The sequence below is a fragment of the Bacillus sp. 22446 genome (genome assembly GCF_052044955.1).
Classification (GTDB): domain Bacteria; phylum Bacillota; class Bacilli; order Bacillales; family Bacillaceae; genus Bacillus; species Bacillus altitudinis.
This window is the reverse complement of record NZ_JBQEOD010000009.1, coordinates 66,367-84,949: the sequence shown is the minus strand read 5'-3', so window position 1 is coordinate 84,949 and position 18,583 is coordinate 66,367. Positions and strand designations below refer to the sequence as shown.

The window sequence follows — 18,583 nt, the reverse complement described above, 5'->3', positions numbered from 1 at the left end:
GATATATATGAAATCACTTCGTTCAGCATCACACGTCTTATTATTCTTTAGCTTTGTTCTATTGTTTGCTCTAGCCCCGGTTAGCTCTGCCTCAGCAGCAGGCTTAGCAGATGGTCAATATTCAGCACAATATGTGGTATGGAAAGCAGACAGTGATTCAACGTCAACAGCAAATACGTATTTTGAAAAACCAGCTAAGCTTGTTGTGAAGGATGGAAAAATCAAAGCGCAAGTCACGTTAACGAACAGCTCTTGGATTACAAGCTTTAAAACATTGGATCAAGGTGTCTACAAAGATGCAAAGGTGATCAGTACAAACACAGCTGCTAATAAGAGAACGGTAGAGTTCAATGTCAACAGCCTGACAGATGTTGTACCAGCTAAAGTGAGTGTGACAGTACCGGTCATTGGATATACAGGCAATTACGATATTCGCGTCAAGTTTGATGCAGCAACTGTTCAATAAAAAGGGAGGAAATTCATCTGATGAAAAAATGGATCAGGATGCCAGCCTTTGTGGCTGCATTATTGCTGGCACTTATACTGCCTTTTTCAAATGCACAGGCTGCCTCATTAAATGATGGTACATACTCCGTCAATTACACTGTGATGAAGGCCGAAGGAACTGCCGTTTCGATGGCAAATGATTACTGGCTGAAGCCGGCAAAAGTGATCGTGAAAAATGGCAAGCTGACTGTGCAAATGACCATTAAAAACAGCAGCTGGGTAACGGAATTTAAAGTGCCGGGAAATGGTGGCTATGTCGATACGACGGTTCTATCAACGAATAAGAAAGCCAATACAAGGCTTGTTCAATTCCAAGCACAGAGTTTGTCTAAACCAATCAAGTCAAAAATCCATGTCACAGTCAAATCGGCTGATTATGATCACGACTATACCATCCAGCTGAAATTCGATGAAAGCAGCATCAAGTCACTTTCTTCTGACAGTTCAAAAGAAACAGCAGGTGCAGCAAAACATCAAGAATCATCAAAAGAAACAACCAAAACAACTGATTCATCCACCAAAACAAAACAAGAAGAAAATCCTCAAACTGGTGATACAAGCCAGATGGGATGGCTCCTTGTGCTTGTCTTATGTTCAGGCGGGTTTTTAGCGAGAAAGTGGATCATCAAGCATTAACGGAAGGAAGTGTCATCTTTTGAAACGTCTTTTTCATCTACAGACAGCTATTCTGCTCGTTTTATTCAGTTTGTTGACTGCGTTTCAGCTGCCTCAAGGAACGGCTCAGGCGGCATCATTGGCTGATGGTGAATATACGGCCGGATTCACCATTTTAAAAAATGGCAGCACTGAAGCATCCATGATGGATACGTATACAGAAAAGCCAGCTAAGCTCATCATCGAAAATGGCAAGACGACTGCCTATCTTACGCTGAAGCAAAGCAAAGAAATCACAGATTTCAAGGTCGAACAAAATGGCTCTCTCGTCACCACTGAAACGGTCAGTGAAGATGAGACAGCAAATACGCGTGTAATCAAATTTGATGTAGCCGATGTATCAGCCAAATTAAATGGCTGGGTCAAAATTTACTGGGACTTAGGCGGCTTTATTTATGATGAGGCGTATGACGTACAGCTCGCTTTCGATCAGAGCAGTCTCACACTTGTCACGCCTGCGAAGCCAGACGATAGCGAAACAACACCAGATGATCAAAATGGTACGACGCCAGGCGACAGCGAAACAAAGCCGGATGATCAAAGCGGCACGACGCCAGGCGACAGCGAAACAAAGCCAGATGATCAAAGCGGCACGACGCCAGGCGACAGCGAAACAAAGCCAGATGATCAAAACGGCACAACACCAGTTGATTCGACGCAGAACCAATTAAAAGATGGTGTGTATCGTATCAACTACAGTGTGCTGAAGGGCGATGAGGATGAGGCATCTCGGATGAGCCAATACTTCTCACATCCAGCATCGTTAACCGTTAAAAATGGAACGCAAACCGTTTCCTTTACGGTGAAGGATCATACGTCAGTTGATTCTTTGAAAATAGAGAGAAACGGTTCTTATCAAGAAGTGAAAAACGTGAGCACAGATCAAGCAAAGAACACAAGAGTGGTTTCATTTGAAGTGTCTGATCTGAAAAAATCAGTTAACGGAAAAGTACACATTGTAGTAGCAGCCGCTCACTATGATCAAACGTACGATATTCGTTTTCAATTTGATTCAAAAAGTATCGTTCCACTGAAGGACGGTCAAATAGAGGAAGAAACACCGGCTACACCAGAAACACCAAAACCAAATAAACCAGCACCAGACACAACGAACGGCGGAACGAATCAAGAGACAGTTCAGCTAAAAGACGGGGTGTACAAGCTTCCTTTTTCAATGAAGAAAGCAGACAAAGATGAGCTTTCTCGCATGAACGATTACGTCGTGAGCCCTGCGACATTGGTGGTGAAAAATGGCCGCCATTTTGTTTCATACACTGTCAAGAACAGCTCAGCCATCACGTCGTTCCAGGTAGGAACCGGCGGTAAATTTGAAGAGACGCTAGTTGCAAAGGCTGATCAAAAAGCAGATACACGAGTGATTCAATATGAAGCAAAAAGTTTGAGTAGTGATCAGGCAGCACGCGTGAAAATTGACATTCCAGCTGCAAATTATCATGAGCAGTACGATGTCAAACTTGTCTATGATACGAAAGGTATCGCAAGTGGTGAAGGAAGCGGAATTGCGACGGTGATCGGAGACGATGAGAGCATCGGATTTGTGAAAAATCCAAATGATCACGATTCTCAACCAAACCAGCTTGCGAATCTCGCCCCTGAGGAAACGGGTGCAGAGCAGATGACCTTTACGCCATCAGATGACCAAACCAAGTCTGAGACAGGTCAGCTGAACCCGAAAACAGGAGATACTTCACTTCTTTGGGTGTACATTCTTTTATTCGGCGGGTCACTATTCGTGCTCGTCAGAAAGTATCAAACTCGTACAAGATAAAGAATCTATTTTAAGTGAGGTGCGCCATTCATCTCGGCGCATCCACTTCCTTTTTTTCGAAAGGAGGCTTCTGTTTTTTGAAGCATCGAATGTTATGTACCCTGATCACGGCTCTATGTGTGTGCGTCTTCTTAGCAGGCTGCTCACAATCAGCTGAAAGCTCAGCGAAAGGCAAAAAAAGCGCAGCATCAAGTGCCCGCATTGTGGCAACGACTGTAGCTGCTGCTGAGATCATGGATGCGCTAGAGGTAGATCTTGTCGGGGTGCCAACAAGTCAAAAATCCTTGCCGGCTCGATACAAAGGACTCCCAGAAGTCGGTAACCCAATGAGCCCGGACATGGAAATCATCCAATCACTTCAACCGACAGATGTCCTGTCTGTCACGACCCTTCAATATGATTTAGAAACGCCTTTTCAACAAGCTTCTGTCCCTGCGACATACCTCAACCTTGAGAGCCTGGACAAGATGGAGAACGCCATCACAAAGCTTGGAGAAAAATATGATAGAAAGACACAAGCGAAACGCATTGTGGATGATTTTGAACAAAAAAAGAAAGACATACAAGAGAGAACGAAGGGAAAGACGAAGCCATCCGTTCTCATTTTGCTTGGTGTACCAGGCAGTTATTTAGTGGCAACAGAGAATTCGTATATCGGTGATCTTGTGCGTATTGCAGGAGGAAAGAACATCGTAAAAGGTGAGAAAATGGAGTATTTGGCATCCAATACGGAGTATTTACAAAAAGCCAATCCAGATATCATTCTCCGAGCCGCACATGGGATGCCGGATGAAGTCGTCAAAATGTTTGATCAAGAATTTAAAACAAATGATATTTGGAAACATTTTAATGCGGTCAAACAAGACCGGGTGTACGACCTCGAAGAAAGCTTATTCGGGACAACAGGCAACTTAAAGGCAGCAGAGGCATTAGATGAATTAACTCGTATGTTGTACCCGTCATAAGCGGCGAATCTTAATGATAAAAGGACGTTCAAGATGAAAAAAACAGGGATTTTATTTCTGATAGTCAGTCTCTTACTAGCCGGCGTATTTATTTATTCCGCCATTACGGGGAGCATTCATGTTACACCGATTGAATTATTGGAAGGGCTTATGACCGGTCAACATGCACAGGTAGAAATCATTAAAGATTTAAGAATCCCCCGCATGCTCATTGCGATGTTTACAGGGGCGGCTTTATCTGTCTCCGGTGTCCTCTTGCAGTCTGTGATGAGGAATCCATTAGCAGATGCCGGTGTTATTGGTATTTCATCGGGAGCTAGCTTCTTTTCTTTAATGGCAATTACAGCGCTTCCTCAATTTTATTTCTACTCTCCTTTATTTTCAGTTTTAGGCGGGGCAATTGCCTGCTTCCTCGTATACGTGTTGTCTTGGAAAGGCGGCTTAAGCCCGATTCGAATGATTTTGGTGGGGATCGCCATCAATGCCATGTTTACAGGGATGGCAGAAGCGTTTGTGACCATTTGCAGCTATTTCAATATCACCATTAATCAGTCGGGGCAGTCGAATCTAACGATGAAAACGTGGGGAGATGTCCGTTTAATCGGTGTCTATGGCCTCATTGGGCTTGTGGTTGCGCTTTTCTTTAGCAGATGGTGTAACTTGCTTGCCCTTCAGGATAAGACGGCGAAAAACTTAGGATTGCGTGTGACCAGAATGCGCCTTTTGATTTCAATCACGGCGGTGTTATTAGCAGCGGTGACTGCTGCGGTAGCGGGCGTGATTGCCTTTGTCGGTTTGCTCATTCCCCATATCTCTAGAAGGCTCGTCGGCTCGGACCATCGGGTACTGATTCCATTTTCTGCGTTAAGCGGGGCCCTGCTCATTTTGACGGCTGATACGCTCGGCAGAACGCTTGTGGCACCAAATGAAATCCCTGCTTCTACAATCATGGCTGTCATTGGCGGACCGTTTCTGATCTTTTTATTAAGAAGGGGGGATCGTCTGCATGGACATTCGTGAGGTGTCGTTTTCCTATGATCGACAGAGGGACATTGTTCAATCGGTCACCACGAAGATTGAAAAAGGAAAAATCACGACCATTATCGGTCCAAATGGCTCGGGCAAATCCACGCTGCTTTCTTTGATGGCACATAACCATTGTCCAAACAAAGGACAGATACATTTAGATGGGCAAGAGCTGAATGCGTTCAAGCCAAGGGAACTGGCGAGAAAGCTGGCAGTCGTACATCAGCAAAATGAAGCGCCGCTCGATTTAACGATCGAACGAGTCGTGGCATTTGGGAGAACGCCCTACCAGACGATGCGCGGCAGTGACAAGGAAGAGGATGAGAAAGCAATTGAGTGGGCACTGTCCTGTACAAAACTGACGGATAAGCGAAAGGTGCCTCTTGTCTCATTGTCAGGTGGAGAACGGCAGCGTGTATGGATTGCGATGGCTTTAGCGCAAAAAACACCGATGCTTTTCTTAGATGAACCGACGACTTATTTGGATATGTATTATCAATTTGACATTCTGGAGCTCATTCGAGAGCTCAATGTCGAGCATGGATTAACCATCGTGATGGTCCTGCACGATATGAATCAGGCGATTCGCTATAGTGATGTCATCATCGCCATGAAAGATGGACAAATTATCCGCGAAGGACGGCCAAATGATGTGTTAACAGAAGAGATGGTGCGGCACATTTATCATGTGTCTGTCACAATTAAGCAGGATGCAGAAACAGGGATGTATATCGTGCCTGTAGGCATATAAGTTGTGCAAAAAGCAGGTGAGACAGTGTGAAACGAGGGAAAAGGATCGGGCAGCGAATGCTGACGATCGTCTGTTTAGGTGTTTTTCTATATAGCGGTACGGCCATTGGCTTGGAGCTCTTTGGCTATTATCAAAATCGTCAGGTGCTTGCAAAGGCTCAGACACTTTACACACACGAGGATGGAATGAAACAGCGAAAACCTGGAGAAATCCGTCAGTCATTTGATGATTTGCGAAAGGTGAATGAAGACATTGTCGGTTGGATTGATATGAAGGACACGATGATTCAGTATCCAATTGTTCAGTCAAACGATAATGCGTTCTATTTAACTCGTAATTATGTAAAGGATGACACACGGGCAGGCAGTATCTTTATGGATTATCGTAATGACGTCTTGCATGAAAGTCCCAATACAGTGGTGTACGGTCATCGGATGAGGGATGGGTCTATGTTTGCTGGTCTCACAAACTATTTGAAAAAAGATTTCTTCCAAGATCATCGCACATTTCAGTACGATACGCTGTACCAAAGCTATGAAGCAGAGATTTTTGCTGTGTATGAGACGACAGTCGATTTCGATTATATTCAGACTGATTTTCAGGATCTTGGTGAATATGCGCACTACTTGCAAGCTGTGCGTAAGAAGTCCATCTATCAAACGAAAACAGACGTATCCACAGATGACTTGATTCTCACATTATCGACCTGTGATCACGTGCTGGCACCTAAAAACAAGCGTCTCGTGGTACAGGCGAAGCTAAAGAAAGTTTACTAGAAAAGGAGAGACAGACGGTTGAAATGTTTACATGTGATTTGGGCAGGACTCGTCGTCGTGCTTCTCCTCGGCGGATGCAGCCAGGCGGCGCCTGTCGAGAATGAGAGCAAGCAAGGTGCGCTCAACATTCAGGATTTTGCCGGCAGAACATTATCGTTTCATGAATCACCTGAACGGATCGTCTCGTTGTCAACTGGCGACATGAGCATCATTTATGCCTTAGGTGGCCAGGTTGTCGGCCGGCCAACTGCCGAATTGCCAGACAATCTACAAAAGGCAAAGTCTGTACAATCAATTGGCACAACCCATCAATTTGATGTCGAGTTGATCACGAGCTTAAAGCCCGATGTGGTGCTTGGGAATGAATCATTAAACAGCAAGGATATCTCTACTATAGAAGGGATTGGTTCACAGCTTCTTTTGACAAGTGCCAACTCAGTGAAGGATATCCAGCGTCAAGTTAGTTTATTTGGTGATTTACTTGGAAAGCAGCAAAAGGCCAAAGCGCTCAATGCTCAAATCGATCAGCGGATCAAGCAAGTGAAGCAGCCTGAGAAAAAAGTAAAGACGCTCGTTGTGTATGGTGCACCCGGCACATATATGGCGGCACTTCCGCAATCTTTAAGCGGTGATCTGCTGCGGATCGCTGGTGGGGCGAATATTGCTGAAAATGAACCAGCACTCGAAAAGTTTCCGCAATATGCACAAATCAATGCAGAAAAGGTAATCGAGGCCGATCCAGATCTCATTTTGCTGATGACACACAGCAATCCTGAAGATGTCAAAGCAGGCTTTATGAGTGAAATGAAGCAAAATGCGGCGTGGCACGATGTATCAGCTGTCAAAAATGGACACGTTGAGATTCTACCAAGTGACCTATTTGGGACAAATCCAGGCGCAGAAGTCATCAGAGCGATCGATGAATTAGAGAAGAAATTGAAGCGATTGTCATCATGAAGATGAATGCAGAACTAGATTTTCAAAAAAGGCAGTCAAGACGAAAATGGCTGTTACCAGGATTGTTTCTCTCTTTATGTGTGGGCGTCTGTCTAGGACTTGCGGTAGGTTCTGTCCAATTATCGCTGACGGATTTAATGGCTGTCTTCACGGGAACAGGTCTGCCTGTTCATGAAAAAATTGTCATGGATTTACGGCTGCCGCGTGTGCTCATTGGTTTTCTCGTTGGGGCCTGTCTCGCGGCATCAGGTGCGATTTTACAAGGAGTTGTCCGAAATCCACTTGCTGACCCTGGGATCATTGGTGTGACTGCGGGCGGCGGGTTAGCTGCTGTACTCAGCATGATTGTTCTCCCGCAATTCACGTATTTGCTTCCGGCAGCTGCTTTTCTGGGCGCCTTATTAGCAGCTCTTGTCGTGTATATGCTGTCATTTGATCAAGGGGTTTCCCCGCTTAAATTGATCTTGGCAGGTGTTGCCGTCAATGCCCTGCTTGGTGCGGTGATGAATGGGTTTATGGTGCTTTATAGTGAGCGTGTGCAGGCTGTTTTGCCTTTTCTATCAGGGGGGTTAAACGGACGGAGCTGGCATCATCTTAGCTTTGTGTCGCCATATGCGCTGGCTGGATTATGTCTTTGTTTTTTCGCCATTAAACCGTCCAATCTCCTTTTACTTGGCGATGAATCGGCTCAGCTATTGGGCCTTCGAGTAGAGCGGACTCGATTTTTTCTCATTGCGCTGGCCGCTCTTTTAGCTGGAGCGGCTGTCAGTGTCAGTGGTTTAATCGGATTTGTCGGGCTTGTTGTACCTCATTTTATCCGTCTTTTAATCGGAGATGATTACCGGTATTTGCTGCCGATTTCAATGCTTGGAGGGGGCGTGCTTGTGGTCTTTGCCGATACAGCAGCACGGGTCTGGTTTACACCGGTTGAATTGCCTGTAGGGATTTTGCTTGCCTGCATCGGTGCACCTTTCTTCCTCTATTTATTAAAAAAGAAAGGGAGGGGTTAAGATGGATGTCATTGCAATGGATGACGTGAGTCTCAGTCAAGGCGGCTTTCGGCTGTCTTCCATTTCAGCAGCTGTTCCTAAAGGGAGTGTAACCGGAATCATTGGCCCGAATGGGTCAGGTAAGTCGACTTTTATCAAAGCGGCCGCACGACTGACCTCAATCGAAAGCGGCATGATTTACATTCACGACATCCCGCAAAAAGAGATGACGGCACAGGAGATCGCCAAGGAGGTGGCGGTTCTCATGCAAACGAGAACCGCTATCCCATCGATGACAGTACGTGAGCTGGTCGCACTTGGACGCAGTCCGCACCGTTCCATCTGGAAAAAAAGCGGCACGTCCGATCATGAAGCGATTGAGTGGGCGCTTGAGGTGACGAATAGCCGCATCAATGAAAACAGAATGCTTCATACATTGTCAGGCGGAGAAAGACAAAAGGCATATATTGCAATGGCACTGGCTCAGAAGACAGAAACCATCATTCTCGATGAGCCAACCACTTATTTAGACATTGCGCATCAGCTTGAATTACTGGAGCTGCTCAAACAGCTGAATCAAACACATGGTATCACCATTTTAATGGTTCTCCATGACTTGCAGCAGGCTGCAAAATATTGTGACCGCCTCATTGCTATGAAGCGAGGTCAGGTGCATCAAATTGGCTCACCAAAAGAAGTGTTAACAGAAGACTTTTTCAAGGAGGTTTTTGGGATTCAGGCAGAGGTTCACTTAGACGGACCACATCCACTCATTATCCCCATTGCCTCCATTCAACAACAAAAGGGAGATGAACCAAACATGATTATTGTAAACAACCAAGTAAGAGTAGAAAAAGGCAGTGCCGACCACCTTGTTAAACGGTTTAACAAGCAGGGACAAGTAGAATTTATGGAAGGCTTTTTAGGTATGGAAGTATGGGTCACTCAGCAGACAACTGATTACGATGAAGTGACCATTCACACCCGCTGGAATCGAAAAGAAGACTTTGTGAATTGGACAAAATCTCAGGCATTTGGTGATGCGCATGCTCATGGAAAGGCGAAACCTGAAGGGCTGTTAAAAAACAAAATTACGTACTATGAAGTGCAAGTCACAAGACCCGCTTTACAGAAAAAAGCCTAAATATTCAAAAGCGCTGCAGCGAAGAAGCAGCGCTATTTTTTTTGTGATTGTCTCTTTCCGTCACATATTTTTGACAAAGTATTCAAACAACTGACACAATCCTATCCAAAATTTAGGTAAAATTTACTTTATTTTTGAAGCGCATGGGTGTAAAGTACAGGTATAAATAACTAACCGAATGAAAATCAAGAGTAAAATTTCACCGAGTGAACTATATCAAATGGACTTTCACTTGTGAATCATTGAACAAATAATGAACTTTTTGTGAAATGGTGAGCATAAATATCTCGAATCATTCGGCATGCGAAAGTAAGGGAGGATGTAAGACTGTGAGTGAGCTGTTTTTAGCAAGATTTCAATTTGCCTCAACGACATTATTTCATTTTATTTTTGTTCCTATGTCTATAGGTTTGGTATTTATCGTTGCATTGATGCAAACCCTTTATGTGGTGAAGAAAAAAGACATCTATAAAAAGATGGCAAAATTTTGGGGTCACCTTTTCTTAATTAACTTTGCAGTAGGTGTGGTGACAGGGATTCTGCAAGAATTCCAGTTTGGGATGAACTGGTCAGATTATTCAAGGTTTGTCGGTGATGTCTTTGGTGCACCGCTTGCCATTGAAGCGCTATTGGCCTTTTTCCTTGAATCGACCTTTATTGGTCTTTGGATATTCGGCTGGGACCGTCTACCGAAAAAAATTCATTTGTTATGTATTTGGCTCGTTTCTCTTGGTACGATCTTTTCGGCGTTTTGGATTTTACTCGCCAACTCATTTATGCAGGAGCCAGTTGGATTTGTGATTAAAAATGGCCGTGCAGAAATGAATGACTTTGGGGCGCTCGTAACAAATCCGCAACTTTGGGTAGAGTTCCCGCACGTTCTGTTTGGTGCATTGGCAACCGGTGCTTTCTTTATTGCGGGTGTCAGTGCCTATAAAATGATCAAAAAACAAGAAGTGACCTTTTTCAAAAAATCTTTCCAGATTGCCATGGTGCTTGCTTTCATTTCTGGCTTAGGTGTGGCGTTCTCTGGACATGATCAAGCAAAGCACTTAATGGAATCACAGCCGATGAAGATGGCAGCAAGTGAAGCCCTTTGGAAGGATAGTGGAGATCCAGCGGCTTGGACACTATTTGCCAACATTGATACAGATAAAAAAGAAAACTCTGCGGAGATCAATATTCCGTTTGCTTTAAGTTACTTGGCCTATTCGAAGTTTAGTGGAGATGTGCCAGGCATGCTGACCCTTCAAAAAGAATATGAAGCAAAGTTTGGTCCTGGGGATTACATTCCTCCAGTCAAAACAACCTTCTGGAGCTTTAGAATCATGGTGGGTGCCGGCATGTTGATGATTTTTGCTAGTATGATTGGTTTGTATTTGAGCTTTAGAAAAAAACTAGAATCAAACAAATGGTATTTACGCTTCATGGTATGGATGATTGCGTTCCCGTTTATTGCAAACTCAGCGGGCTGGATCATGACGGAAATTGGGCGTCAGCCGTGGACAGTCTTTGGTATGATGACAACCGCACAATCCATTTCACCAAACGTATCGTACGGCATGTTGCTATTCTCAGTCATTAGCTTTACGACCATTTATCTGATTCTTGCCATCGTGCTTGCCTACTTATTCATTCGAGAAATTAAAAAAGGTGCACATTCTGAAGAGAATACAGATCAAAAGGATGAAACGGACCTGTCTACAGATCCATTTGATGGAGGCGCATATCATGGCATATCTTAACGAGATTTGGTTTATTCTTGTCGCAGTATTGTTTGTTGGATTTTTCTTCTTAGAAGGATTTGATTTTGGTGTCGGGATGTCCATGCAGCTGCTTGGAAAAGATGCACACGAGCGCCGCATTTTAATCAATACGATTGGTCCTTTCTGGGATGCGAATGAGGTCTGGCTGATTACAGCTGGCGGGGCTATTTTCGCCGCTTTTCCTCACTGGTACGCTACGATGTTCAGCGGATACTATATTCCATTTACGATTCTCCTATTAGCGCTCATTGGGCGGGGGGTCGCCTTTGAATTTAGAGGGAAGGTCGAGAAGGCTTCATGGATCAAAACGTGGGACTGGATCATCTCCTTTGGTAGTCTGCTTCCGCCATTTTTACTCGGAGTGCTTTTCACAAGCATTTTACGAGGAATGCCCATTGATCAAAGCATGAATATGTACGCTGGATTTACAGACTTTGTGAATCTTTATTCAGTGATCGGCGGGGTAGCCGTGACGGTGCTTTGCCTCCTGCATGGATTGATTTTCGTCACACTCCGCACTGAGGGCGATTTAAGAAATCGTGCAAGAAAGCTCGGTCAGCGTGTTTTATTGATTGTACTACCAGTTCTTGTTCTATTTGTTGGTGTGTCTATTCTTGAAACAGACATTTATACCGTGCGTCCGATCATCACAATCCCTTTAACTGTACTCATTGTGGTTTGTTATGTAGCGGCTCTATTCTTTATGAGAAAAGAGCGTGATGGATGGACATTTTTATTCACAGGTGCAGGTATTATGGTGACGGTGACCATGCTTTTCACAGCATTATTCCCGCGTGTCATGATTAGTTCGATCAACCATGCATTCGACCTCACCATTCAAAACGCTGCATCAGGATCTTATTCACTGACGGTCATGACGATTGTTGCCATTTCTTTGCTACCTTTTGTGCTTGGGTATCAAATCTGGAGCTACTATGTCTTCCGTAAACGTGTAAGCGGTAAGGAGCCAATGACCTACTAATGGATAAACGTTTGCTTCAACTAAAAGGAATGAGGGGGCTTCTTGCCCTCTTAGGTATTGTGTCAATCATCCAAGGAGCAAGTATTATTTTTCAAGCACAGTGGCTGGCACATGCCATAACAACGCTGTTTGACGGGAAGAGCCTCATGCAGGCAACGCCTTATGTCTTGCTGTTTCTTGCTGCCTTTCTGGTGCGGCACGGTCTCACCTTGATGCGGGAGAAGGTCATGTTCACCTATTCTTCCCGAATTGGAGCAGACGTGAGAAAGCAGCTGTTGGACCAGCTTTTCCGTTTAGGGCCAGCTTTCACGAAGAAAAAAGGAACAGGAAAGCTTGTGACATTGGCGATGGAGGGCATTGCCCAATATCGTCAGTATTTACAGCTGTTTTTGCCGAAAATGGTGAACATGGCAGTTATTCCGGTGATGGTGCTTGTCTATGTTTGGACATTAGATGAAACATCTGCTGTCATTCTGATTGTCACGCTGCCGATTTTAATTGTTTTTATGATTTTGCTAGGACTTGTCGCTCAGCGTAAAGCGGCCAAACAATGGAGATCGTATGAGAAATTATCCAATCATTTTACTGATTCTCTCCGTGGCCTTGAAACGCTTCGCTACTTAGGGATTAGCAAAAAGCATTCTCGCAATATTGGAGAGGTCTCAAAGCGTTATCGAAAGGCGACGATGAGCACACTGAAAGTCGCCTTTCTTTCATCTTTTGCTCTCGATTTCTTTTCTATGCTGTCCATTGCGACTGTCGCTGTATTTCTCGGCTTGCGCTTAATTGAAGGAGATCTTTTGTTATTGCCGGCTTTGACCGCACTGATGCTCGCGCCAGAATATTTTTTGCCAGTACGTGAAGTAGGTAATGATTATCATGCGACGTTAAACGGAAAAGAAGCGAATGAGGCCATTCAAGTGATTTTAGAGGAAAAGGGCTTCCGAGATCAGGAGACACAATCCGTGCAGCTGAACGAGTGGAATGAGCAATCTGAGCTCACACTGCAAGATGTCAGTGTGTTGCATGATGAACATGCTCCTTATTCGATTCAGGATGTGGACCTTACTGTGAAAGGAAAGAAAAAGATTGGGATCATCGGTGCCAGTGGTTCGGGGAAATCGACGTTAACGGATGTTCTCGGCGGTTTTGTTGAACCGTCTGCAGGTGAAATCATCCTAAACGGAAAGCCGCTTGCTCATTTACAGCTGGCGGTATGGCAAAAAGAAGTCGTTTATATGCCGCAGCATCCTTATTTATTTCACATGACACTGAGAGAAAATATTCGTTTTTATGAACCGAATGCAACTGATGAAGACGTCGAAAGAGCGGTGGAAGAGGCAGGTTTGTCTCAGCTCGTAGCTGATCTCCCCAATGGACTGGATGAGGTCATTGGCGAACAGGGCAGAGGGCTGAGCGGCGGACAAGCGCAACGGATTGCACTCGCTCGCACAGTGCTCGGCCAACGATCCATTATGCTGTTAGATGAACCAACGGCTCATCTGGATATTGAGACAGAGTATGAATTGAAGAAAACAATGCTTCCATTGTTTGAAGATAAACTTGTGTTTTTAGCCACACACAGACTTCATTGGATGACGGATATGGATGAAATCATTGTGATGGATCATGGGACGATTGCAGAGATGGGGACTCATGAATCATTAATGAAAAGAAAAGGTGTGTACTATCAATTGGTACAGGAACAAATGGGGGCGGTCACACATGGTCAGTAAAGGCTGGTTTATACCTTATATCAAGGAGAATCAAAAGCTGTTTGCCTTGGTGCTTTTTTTAGGGGCGATTGTGGTGTTTTCTGCTTCTATGCTCATGTATACGTCAGGGTTCCTCATTTCAAAAGCTGCCACAAGACCTGAGAATATCTTGATGGTCTATGTCCCAATCGTGGCAGTACGTACCTTTGGTATTTCACGCTCAGCTGCTCGTTATGCAGAAAGACTGGCGAGTCATCAGCTCATTTTGACGATGATTGAAAAAATGCGGGTACGTCTTTATGATATGGCTGAACGAAGTGCCAAACAGACTAAGCTTGGAACAGGTGAAATGCTTGGGCTGTTATCAGAAGATGTGGAGAGATTACAGGATGCGTATTTAAAAACAATCTTTCCATCCATCGGTGCGCTGCTTTTATATGCCGCATCGATTGGAGCACTTGGGCTTTTCTCATGGCCTTTTGCCGGGTTGATGCTGCTTTATATAGCGCTGCTCGTATTTGTATTCCCATACATCACAGTACTTGTGAACCGGGCGAGACAAATTCAAATGAAGAAAGGCAGAAATGAACTGTACAGCCATTTAACAGATGCCGTCATGGGCGTGAGTGACTGGTTGTTTAGCGGCAGGCAGAACGATTTTGTTGAAGGCTATGAACGAAAAGAAGCAAAGCTATTAGCACTCGAAGCGGCAAAGCATCGGTTTATCCGTCTGCGCCAATTTTTAGCACAGCTAGTCATTGGAGGAGCAGTCGTCCTTGTTGTGTATTGGAGCGGCTCAGTCGTTCAGGCTGGTTCTATGCCGCACACGCTCATCGCAGCCTTTGTGCTTGTGCTGTTTCCATTAACAGAAGCCTTTCTTCCGCTGTCAGATGCAGCAGGCGATATTCCTGTTTATCAGCATGCCGTCAGCAGATTAAATCATTATGAAGAGCAGTCGTATGAAGGATTAGTGGAGAGGGAGGCAGCAGACGAGACACCCGTCTCTGATGGCGTTGAAGCGGTCTGTTTTGATCAAGTCACCTTCGGATATGAAGTAGATCAACATGTACTAAAGCATTTTTCGTTTTCCCTGAAGCAAGGTGAATCGCTCGCTCTCTTAGGAAAGAGCGGTGCAGGCAAATCGACCATTTTAAAATTGTTAGAAGGGGCAGTCGTGCCAAATCAAGGGGTCGTCAGCATTCAGGGGAAACCGGTACAAAGCATTCAAGAGGAGATATCCTCCTATGTGTCTGTGCTCAATCAACAGCCCTATTTATTCGATACGTCTGTTTTAAACAACATTCGTTTAGGATCACCAGAAGCGACAGAAGAGCAAGTACAAGAAGCCGCGCGGCAAGTGCAGCTGCACGATTACATTGAGTCTTTGCCAGAAGGTTATCACACAGGTGTACAAGAGACAGGGGTTCGTTTTTCTGGTGGAGAAAGACAGCGTATGGCTCTAGCTCGGATTTTGCTGCAAAACACACCGATTGTTGTATTAGATGAGCCAACCGTCGGGCTTGATCCACGCACAGAGCGTGAATTGCTTGAAACGATCTTCCGTGTGTTAAAAGGAAAAACAGTCATTTGGATCACCCATCATCTCACTGGCTGTGAGGCATGCGATCGTATGATGTTTATTGAAGGTGGACGCATTGAGATGCAGGGGCAGCATCATGATTTGCTGAAAGAAAACCTGCGTTATCAAAACCTGTATGAGATGGATCGTCCATTTTCGGTCGTGTAAAAAATGGATGACAAGAACGTTCGGACAGAACATTTCTGCCCGAACGTTTTTTAAGCTTAAGGATTTACTTTTCCTACACCCGCATTTGATACAACTTCTGATTTCACATTGTTCACGTTAAGCAAAGAGTAGTTATAAGGAGGGTTGTACGTACCTGTTGAAGACGTTGGCAGACTGCCTGTGCTGTTAATATAAGAGTTGTTGATGACATGCCATGTACCGACTTGACGGCTGTCCCAGCTGCCAATGGCATTGTTTGTATTTTCAAATACGTTGTGCTCAATTCTCATTTTTGCGCCCATACGAGAGTTAATCGCAGTTGTATGGATGCCTTTGTAGTAGTTGTTATACACATGACCTTCTCCGTAGCGCATAGACGGTACACGAGAGTTCAAGTTTTCAAAGCGGTTGTTGTGGAATGTGATTTTTCTGTTGTAGTTATCGTTATCGGAGCTGCCCATCAGCATTGTTTTCCAGCTGTCATGGACATAGTTCCATGAGAACGTAATGTAATCGGAGTCATTTTTCACATCGAATAACCCATCATAGTCATCTTTCCCAGAGTTCAAAGTGTTGTAAAGTTCATTATGGTCGACCCATACGTTTTTAGAGGCCCCTTCAATTCCAATAGCATCTTTATCACCGATTTTGCTGTGATGGATTTTGAGGTTGCGGATGATGACGTTATTGGCACGCCATACTTTAATACCAATCCCATTAAATTCGCCGTTTTTCCCTTTACCGACGATGGAGACATTGTTTGTATCTTTCACATCAATTTTATTGGCTGAAGTATTAGAAGGAGTAATCGTTCCGTCTACCACGATTTTCAATTTTTCATTTGTTCCTTTGCTTTTGAGGGCAGCTAATAGTTCATTTCCGGTTTTCACCGTCACCGTTTTACCGCCTTCACCGCCTGTTGTACCGCCATTTAATGTGGAGAATCCTTGCTGATTAAAATTGGCCATAATCGAAGGGCTTTCTGGATATTTCGTTGCTGCTTTTGCTTCCCCATTTGGCGCAAATAATGAAGTCACGAGACCAACCGCTAACACACCAGCTAACATTGGAACTTTTTTCTTCAACATGAACATCTCCATTCTCTATTTCGTTTTAATGTAAACGTTTCCAAAAAAAGCTGCGATTCAACCGCTCCTCCTTCCTTCGCCAGCATCGCCTCTTTCGGAATGTAGGAAGAGCATAGCACGCAAAAAGGTATCATCGGCTAAGAATTGAAACGAAGTATTCCACGATTTTCAAGGAAACTAAGGCAATGATTATTTCAATTTATCTACATGAGACAAGGATCATTGACGATAGGTATTGGGGTAACCTAGTGATTATGAAAAGGACGTTCTTCTTTTTAAGGAAAATCAAGATGATTACGAAAGCGTCATTTTGTTAGAGACAAAGACATGTCATAATCATTACATAAGAAAAAATTGGATATCAAATAGATCCGTGCGCTAAACAGCAGGTAAAAAAGGCTCCAATTAAAAAAAGAAGGTCTATTTTAAACGATGCGATCACCGGTGTCGTCTAATCAATAAGAGATAGAAAGGTAGGAGGGACGTGTTTGGAGCAGACCGAGGAGACTTTATGGATCAAGCGGGCAAAACAGGGGGATGATGCCGCATTTACCGCCCTTTATCGGCATCATTATTCGTTTCTTTACCGTTATTTGATGAAACTGACCCTTCAACAAGAGTTGACAGAGGAGATCATGCAAGAAACGATGCTCAAAGCGTACATGAAACTTTCTTCTTTTAGAGGAGATTCATTATTTTCAACATGGCTCATGTCCATTGCATCTAGACAATTTTTAGATCATCAAAAGAAAAGAAAACGTGAACAAACGAGAGAAGGAAAGGCGAATCAAGAAGCCATCCGCCGGTTCAAATGGAATGTTCAGCAAAAAGGCCATACTTGGCATGACATGTGGGATGCTCTAAATGAGTTAAAGGCTCAGGAGAGAGCACCGATCCTTCTCCATTACTATTATGGCTTTACTTACCCTGAAATCGCTTCGATGCTCGGGGTGAGAGAAGGTACGGTGAAATCGAGGGTTCATCATGGGATCAAGAAAATTCGAAAGGAGTGGGACTGATGAAAGAAGATCGTTTCGCCGATCGTTTAAAAGAGGAGTTGCAAGAGCTCGATGAACAAATCGAAGTAGAAAAGCCGAGTGAACAAGCTTTGATGTTGATGCTAAAGCAGGCAAAGGAAAAAGAGAAAAAACGTTTTAAACAAGAAGTGCTGGCGTACATCATCGTCAGTCTGACCATCATGACACTTTTTGCAGCTGCCATTACTCATTTGCCCATCATCTTCATTCTTCTCCAAGTGGTGAGCGTGCCGCTCTGTGTGGTTGTCGGCATCAAGGAATATCAACAGATTAAAGGAGGGTCCTCCTTATGAGTCAGACGGATATGATCATCTTATTGTGTGCATTGCCGTTACTGTTTGCACAAGGATTTCTCTTATTTATGGATGCTAAGAAAAGAGGGCGTTATAAATGGTTCTGGGGCATCATTGGGTTAATCAACTTCCCATCTTCTTCTATTTTATATTGGCTGTGTGTTGTCTTACCTGATCGGAAAAGAGGAGAAAAGCTCAGAAAAGATTGAAAGACGTTGTAAAACTTTTGACCTTTTTTTTGAATGATCATCATCTAGAAAAAGTGAAAGTTTCATGAATGTGTCAAAGAAAGCGGGATGTTGAACGTCCAGTTCGTCATTTCTAGCACGATAGTCATTCTTTGAGCGGGTCATTTTCATGATGAAAGGTGATCCTG

The 18,583-nt window shown here is 44.1% G+C and carries 18 protein-coding genes; 17 read left to right on the top strand and 1 reads right to left on the bottom strand.

Translation table 11 applies throughout. The annotated features are described in order from the left end of the window. The first annotated feature begins 7 nt into the window (after positions 1–7). The 14 genes from ACTJJD_RS15735 (at position 8) to cydC (ending at position 15,789) form a co-directional block, all read left to right on the top strand. The gene (locus ACTJJD_RS15735) at positions 8–466 is read left to right on the top strand and encodes an NEAT domain-containing protein (RefSeq protein WP_007497924.1); all 459 of its coding nucleotides are present in this window, start codon (positions 8–10) and stop codon (positions 464–466) included. Between the two features lie 20 nt (positions 467–486). Continuing rightward, on the top strand, positions 487–1,143 hold the full coding sequence (gene isdC, locus ACTJJD_RS15730; RefSeq protein WP_035702537.1) for a heme uptake protein IsdC: 657 nt from the start codon (positions 487–489) through the stop codon (positions 1,141–1,143). Between the two features lie 19 nt (positions 1,144–1,162). Next, complete coding sequence (locus tag ACTJJD_RS15725; protein WP_440608626.1) at positions 1,163–2,971, top strand: NEAT domain-containing protein; 1,809 nt, start codon at positions 1,163–1,165, stop codon at positions 2,969–2,971. A gap of 77 nt (positions 2,972–3,048) precedes the next feature. Continuing rightward, entirely contained in the window at positions 3,049–3,936 is an 888-nt protein-coding gene (gene isdE, locus ACTJJD_RS15720; protein ID WP_007497917.1) for a heme ABC transporter substrate-binding protein IsdE, read from the top strand. Positions 3,937–3,969: 33 nt separating this feature from the next. After that, on the top strand, positions 3,970–4,956 hold the full coding sequence (locus ACTJJD_RS15715) for a FecCD family ABC transporter permease (protein WP_017368325.1): 987 nt from the start codon (positions 3,970–3,972) through the stop codon (positions 4,954–4,956). Beyond that, the gene (locus ACTJJD_RS15710) at positions 4,943–5,713 is read left to right on the top strand and encodes an ABC transporter ATP-binding protein (RefSeq protein WP_440608625.1); all 771 of its coding nucleotides are present in this window, start codon (positions 4,943–4,945) and stop codon (positions 5,711–5,713) included. Before ACTJJD_RS15715 ends, ACTJJD_RS15710 begins: the two co-directional genes overlap by 14 nt. Positions 5,714–5,739: 26 nt before the next feature. Then, on the top strand, positions 5,740–6,489 hold the full coding sequence (gene srtB / locus ACTJJD_RS15705; RefSeq protein WP_017358682.1) for a class B sortase: 750 nt from the start codon (positions 5,740–5,742) through the stop codon (positions 6,487–6,489). An 18-nt stretch (positions 6,490–6,507) separates the two neighbouring features. Continuing rightward, positions 6,508–7,446, top strand: a complete 939-nt coding sequence (locus ACTJJD_RS15700) for an ABC transporter substrate-binding protein (protein ID WP_440608624.1) — start codon at positions 6,508–6,510, stop codon at positions 7,444–7,446. Then, the gene (locus ACTJJD_RS15695) at positions 7,443–8,456 is read left to right on the top strand and encodes a FecCD family ABC transporter permease (RefSeq protein ID WP_251210584.1); all 1,014 of its coding nucleotides are present in this window, start codon (positions 7,443–7,445) and stop codon (positions 8,454–8,456) included. The genes ACTJJD_RS15700 and ACTJJD_RS15695 overlap by 4 nt, the downstream gene beginning before the upstream one ends. Position 8,457: 1 nt before the next feature. Next, complete coding sequence (gene isdG / locus ACTJJD_RS15690) at positions 8,458–9,579, top strand: heme oxygenase (RefSeq protein WP_052320542.1); 1,122 nt, start codon at positions 8,458–8,460, stop codon at positions 9,577–9,579. A 329-nt stretch (positions 9,580–9,908) separates the two neighbouring features. After that, complete coding sequence (locus ACTJJD_RS15685; RefSeq protein WP_058213460.1) at positions 9,909–11,324, top strand: cytochrome ubiquinol oxidase subunit I; 1,416 nt, start codon at positions 9,909–9,911, stop codon at positions 11,322–11,324. Further along, positions 11,311–12,327, top strand: coding sequence for a cytochrome d ubiquinol oxidase subunit II (gene cydB, locus ACTJJD_RS15680; RefSeq protein WP_440608623.1), 1,017 nt, complete (start codon positions 11,311–11,313; stop codon positions 12,325–12,327). Before ACTJJD_RS15685 ends, cydB begins: the two co-directional genes overlap by 14 nt. Beyond that, positions 12,327–14,063: a thiol reductant ABC exporter subunit CydD gene (gene cydD, locus ACTJJD_RS15675; protein WP_394157309.1), complete on the top strand. Its 1,737-nt coding sequence runs from the start codon at positions 12,327–12,329 to the stop codon at positions 14,061–14,063. The genes cydB and cydD overlap by 1 nt, the downstream gene beginning before the upstream one ends. Then, positions 14,053–15,789, top strand: coding sequence for a thiol reductant ABC exporter subunit CydC (cydC, locus tag ACTJJD_RS15670; RefSeq protein WP_440608622.1), 1,737 nt, complete (start codon positions 14,053–14,055; stop codon positions 15,787–15,789). The genes cydD and cydC overlap by 11 nt, the downstream gene beginning before the upstream one ends. Positions 15,790–15,845: 56 nt before the next feature. Here the strand turns inward: cydC and ACTJJD_RS15665 are convergent, their stop codons facing one another. Continuing rightward, entirely contained in the window at positions 15,846–16,877 is a 1,032-nt protein-coding gene (locus tag ACTJJD_RS15665) for a pectate lyase family protein (protein ID WP_440608621.1), read from the bottom strand. A gap of 488 nt (positions 16,878–17,365) precedes the next feature. On the opposite strand from ACTJJD_RS15665, the gene sigY reads away from it, so the two are divergent. Genes sigY through ACTJJD_RS15650 form a run of 3 tightly spaced genes read left to right on the top strand, consistent with a single transcriptional unit; the run spans position 17,366 to position 18,416 of the window. Continuing rightward, positions 17,366–17,896, top strand: a complete 531-nt coding sequence (sigY, locus tag ACTJJD_RS15660) for an RNA polymerase sigma factor SigY (RefSeq protein ID WP_440608620.1) — start codon at positions 17,366–17,368, stop codon at positions 17,894–17,896. Beyond that, a complete protein-coding gene (locus ACTJJD_RS15655) occupies positions 17,896–18,207 on the top strand; it encodes a YxlC family protein (protein ID WP_008345570.1) in 312 nt (103 codons plus the stop codon). Before sigY ends, ACTJJD_RS15655 begins: the two co-directional genes overlap by 1 nt. Then, positions 18,204–18,416 carry a transcriptional regulator gene (locus ACTJJD_RS15650; protein WP_326110058.1) on the top strand — a complete coding sequence of 71 codons (213 nt, stop codon included), beginning with the start codon at positions 18,204–18,206 and terminating at the stop codon, positions 18,414–18,416. Before ACTJJD_RS15655 ends, ACTJJD_RS15650 begins: the two co-directional genes overlap by 4 nt. Positions 18,417–18,583: the final 167 nt, after the last annotated feature.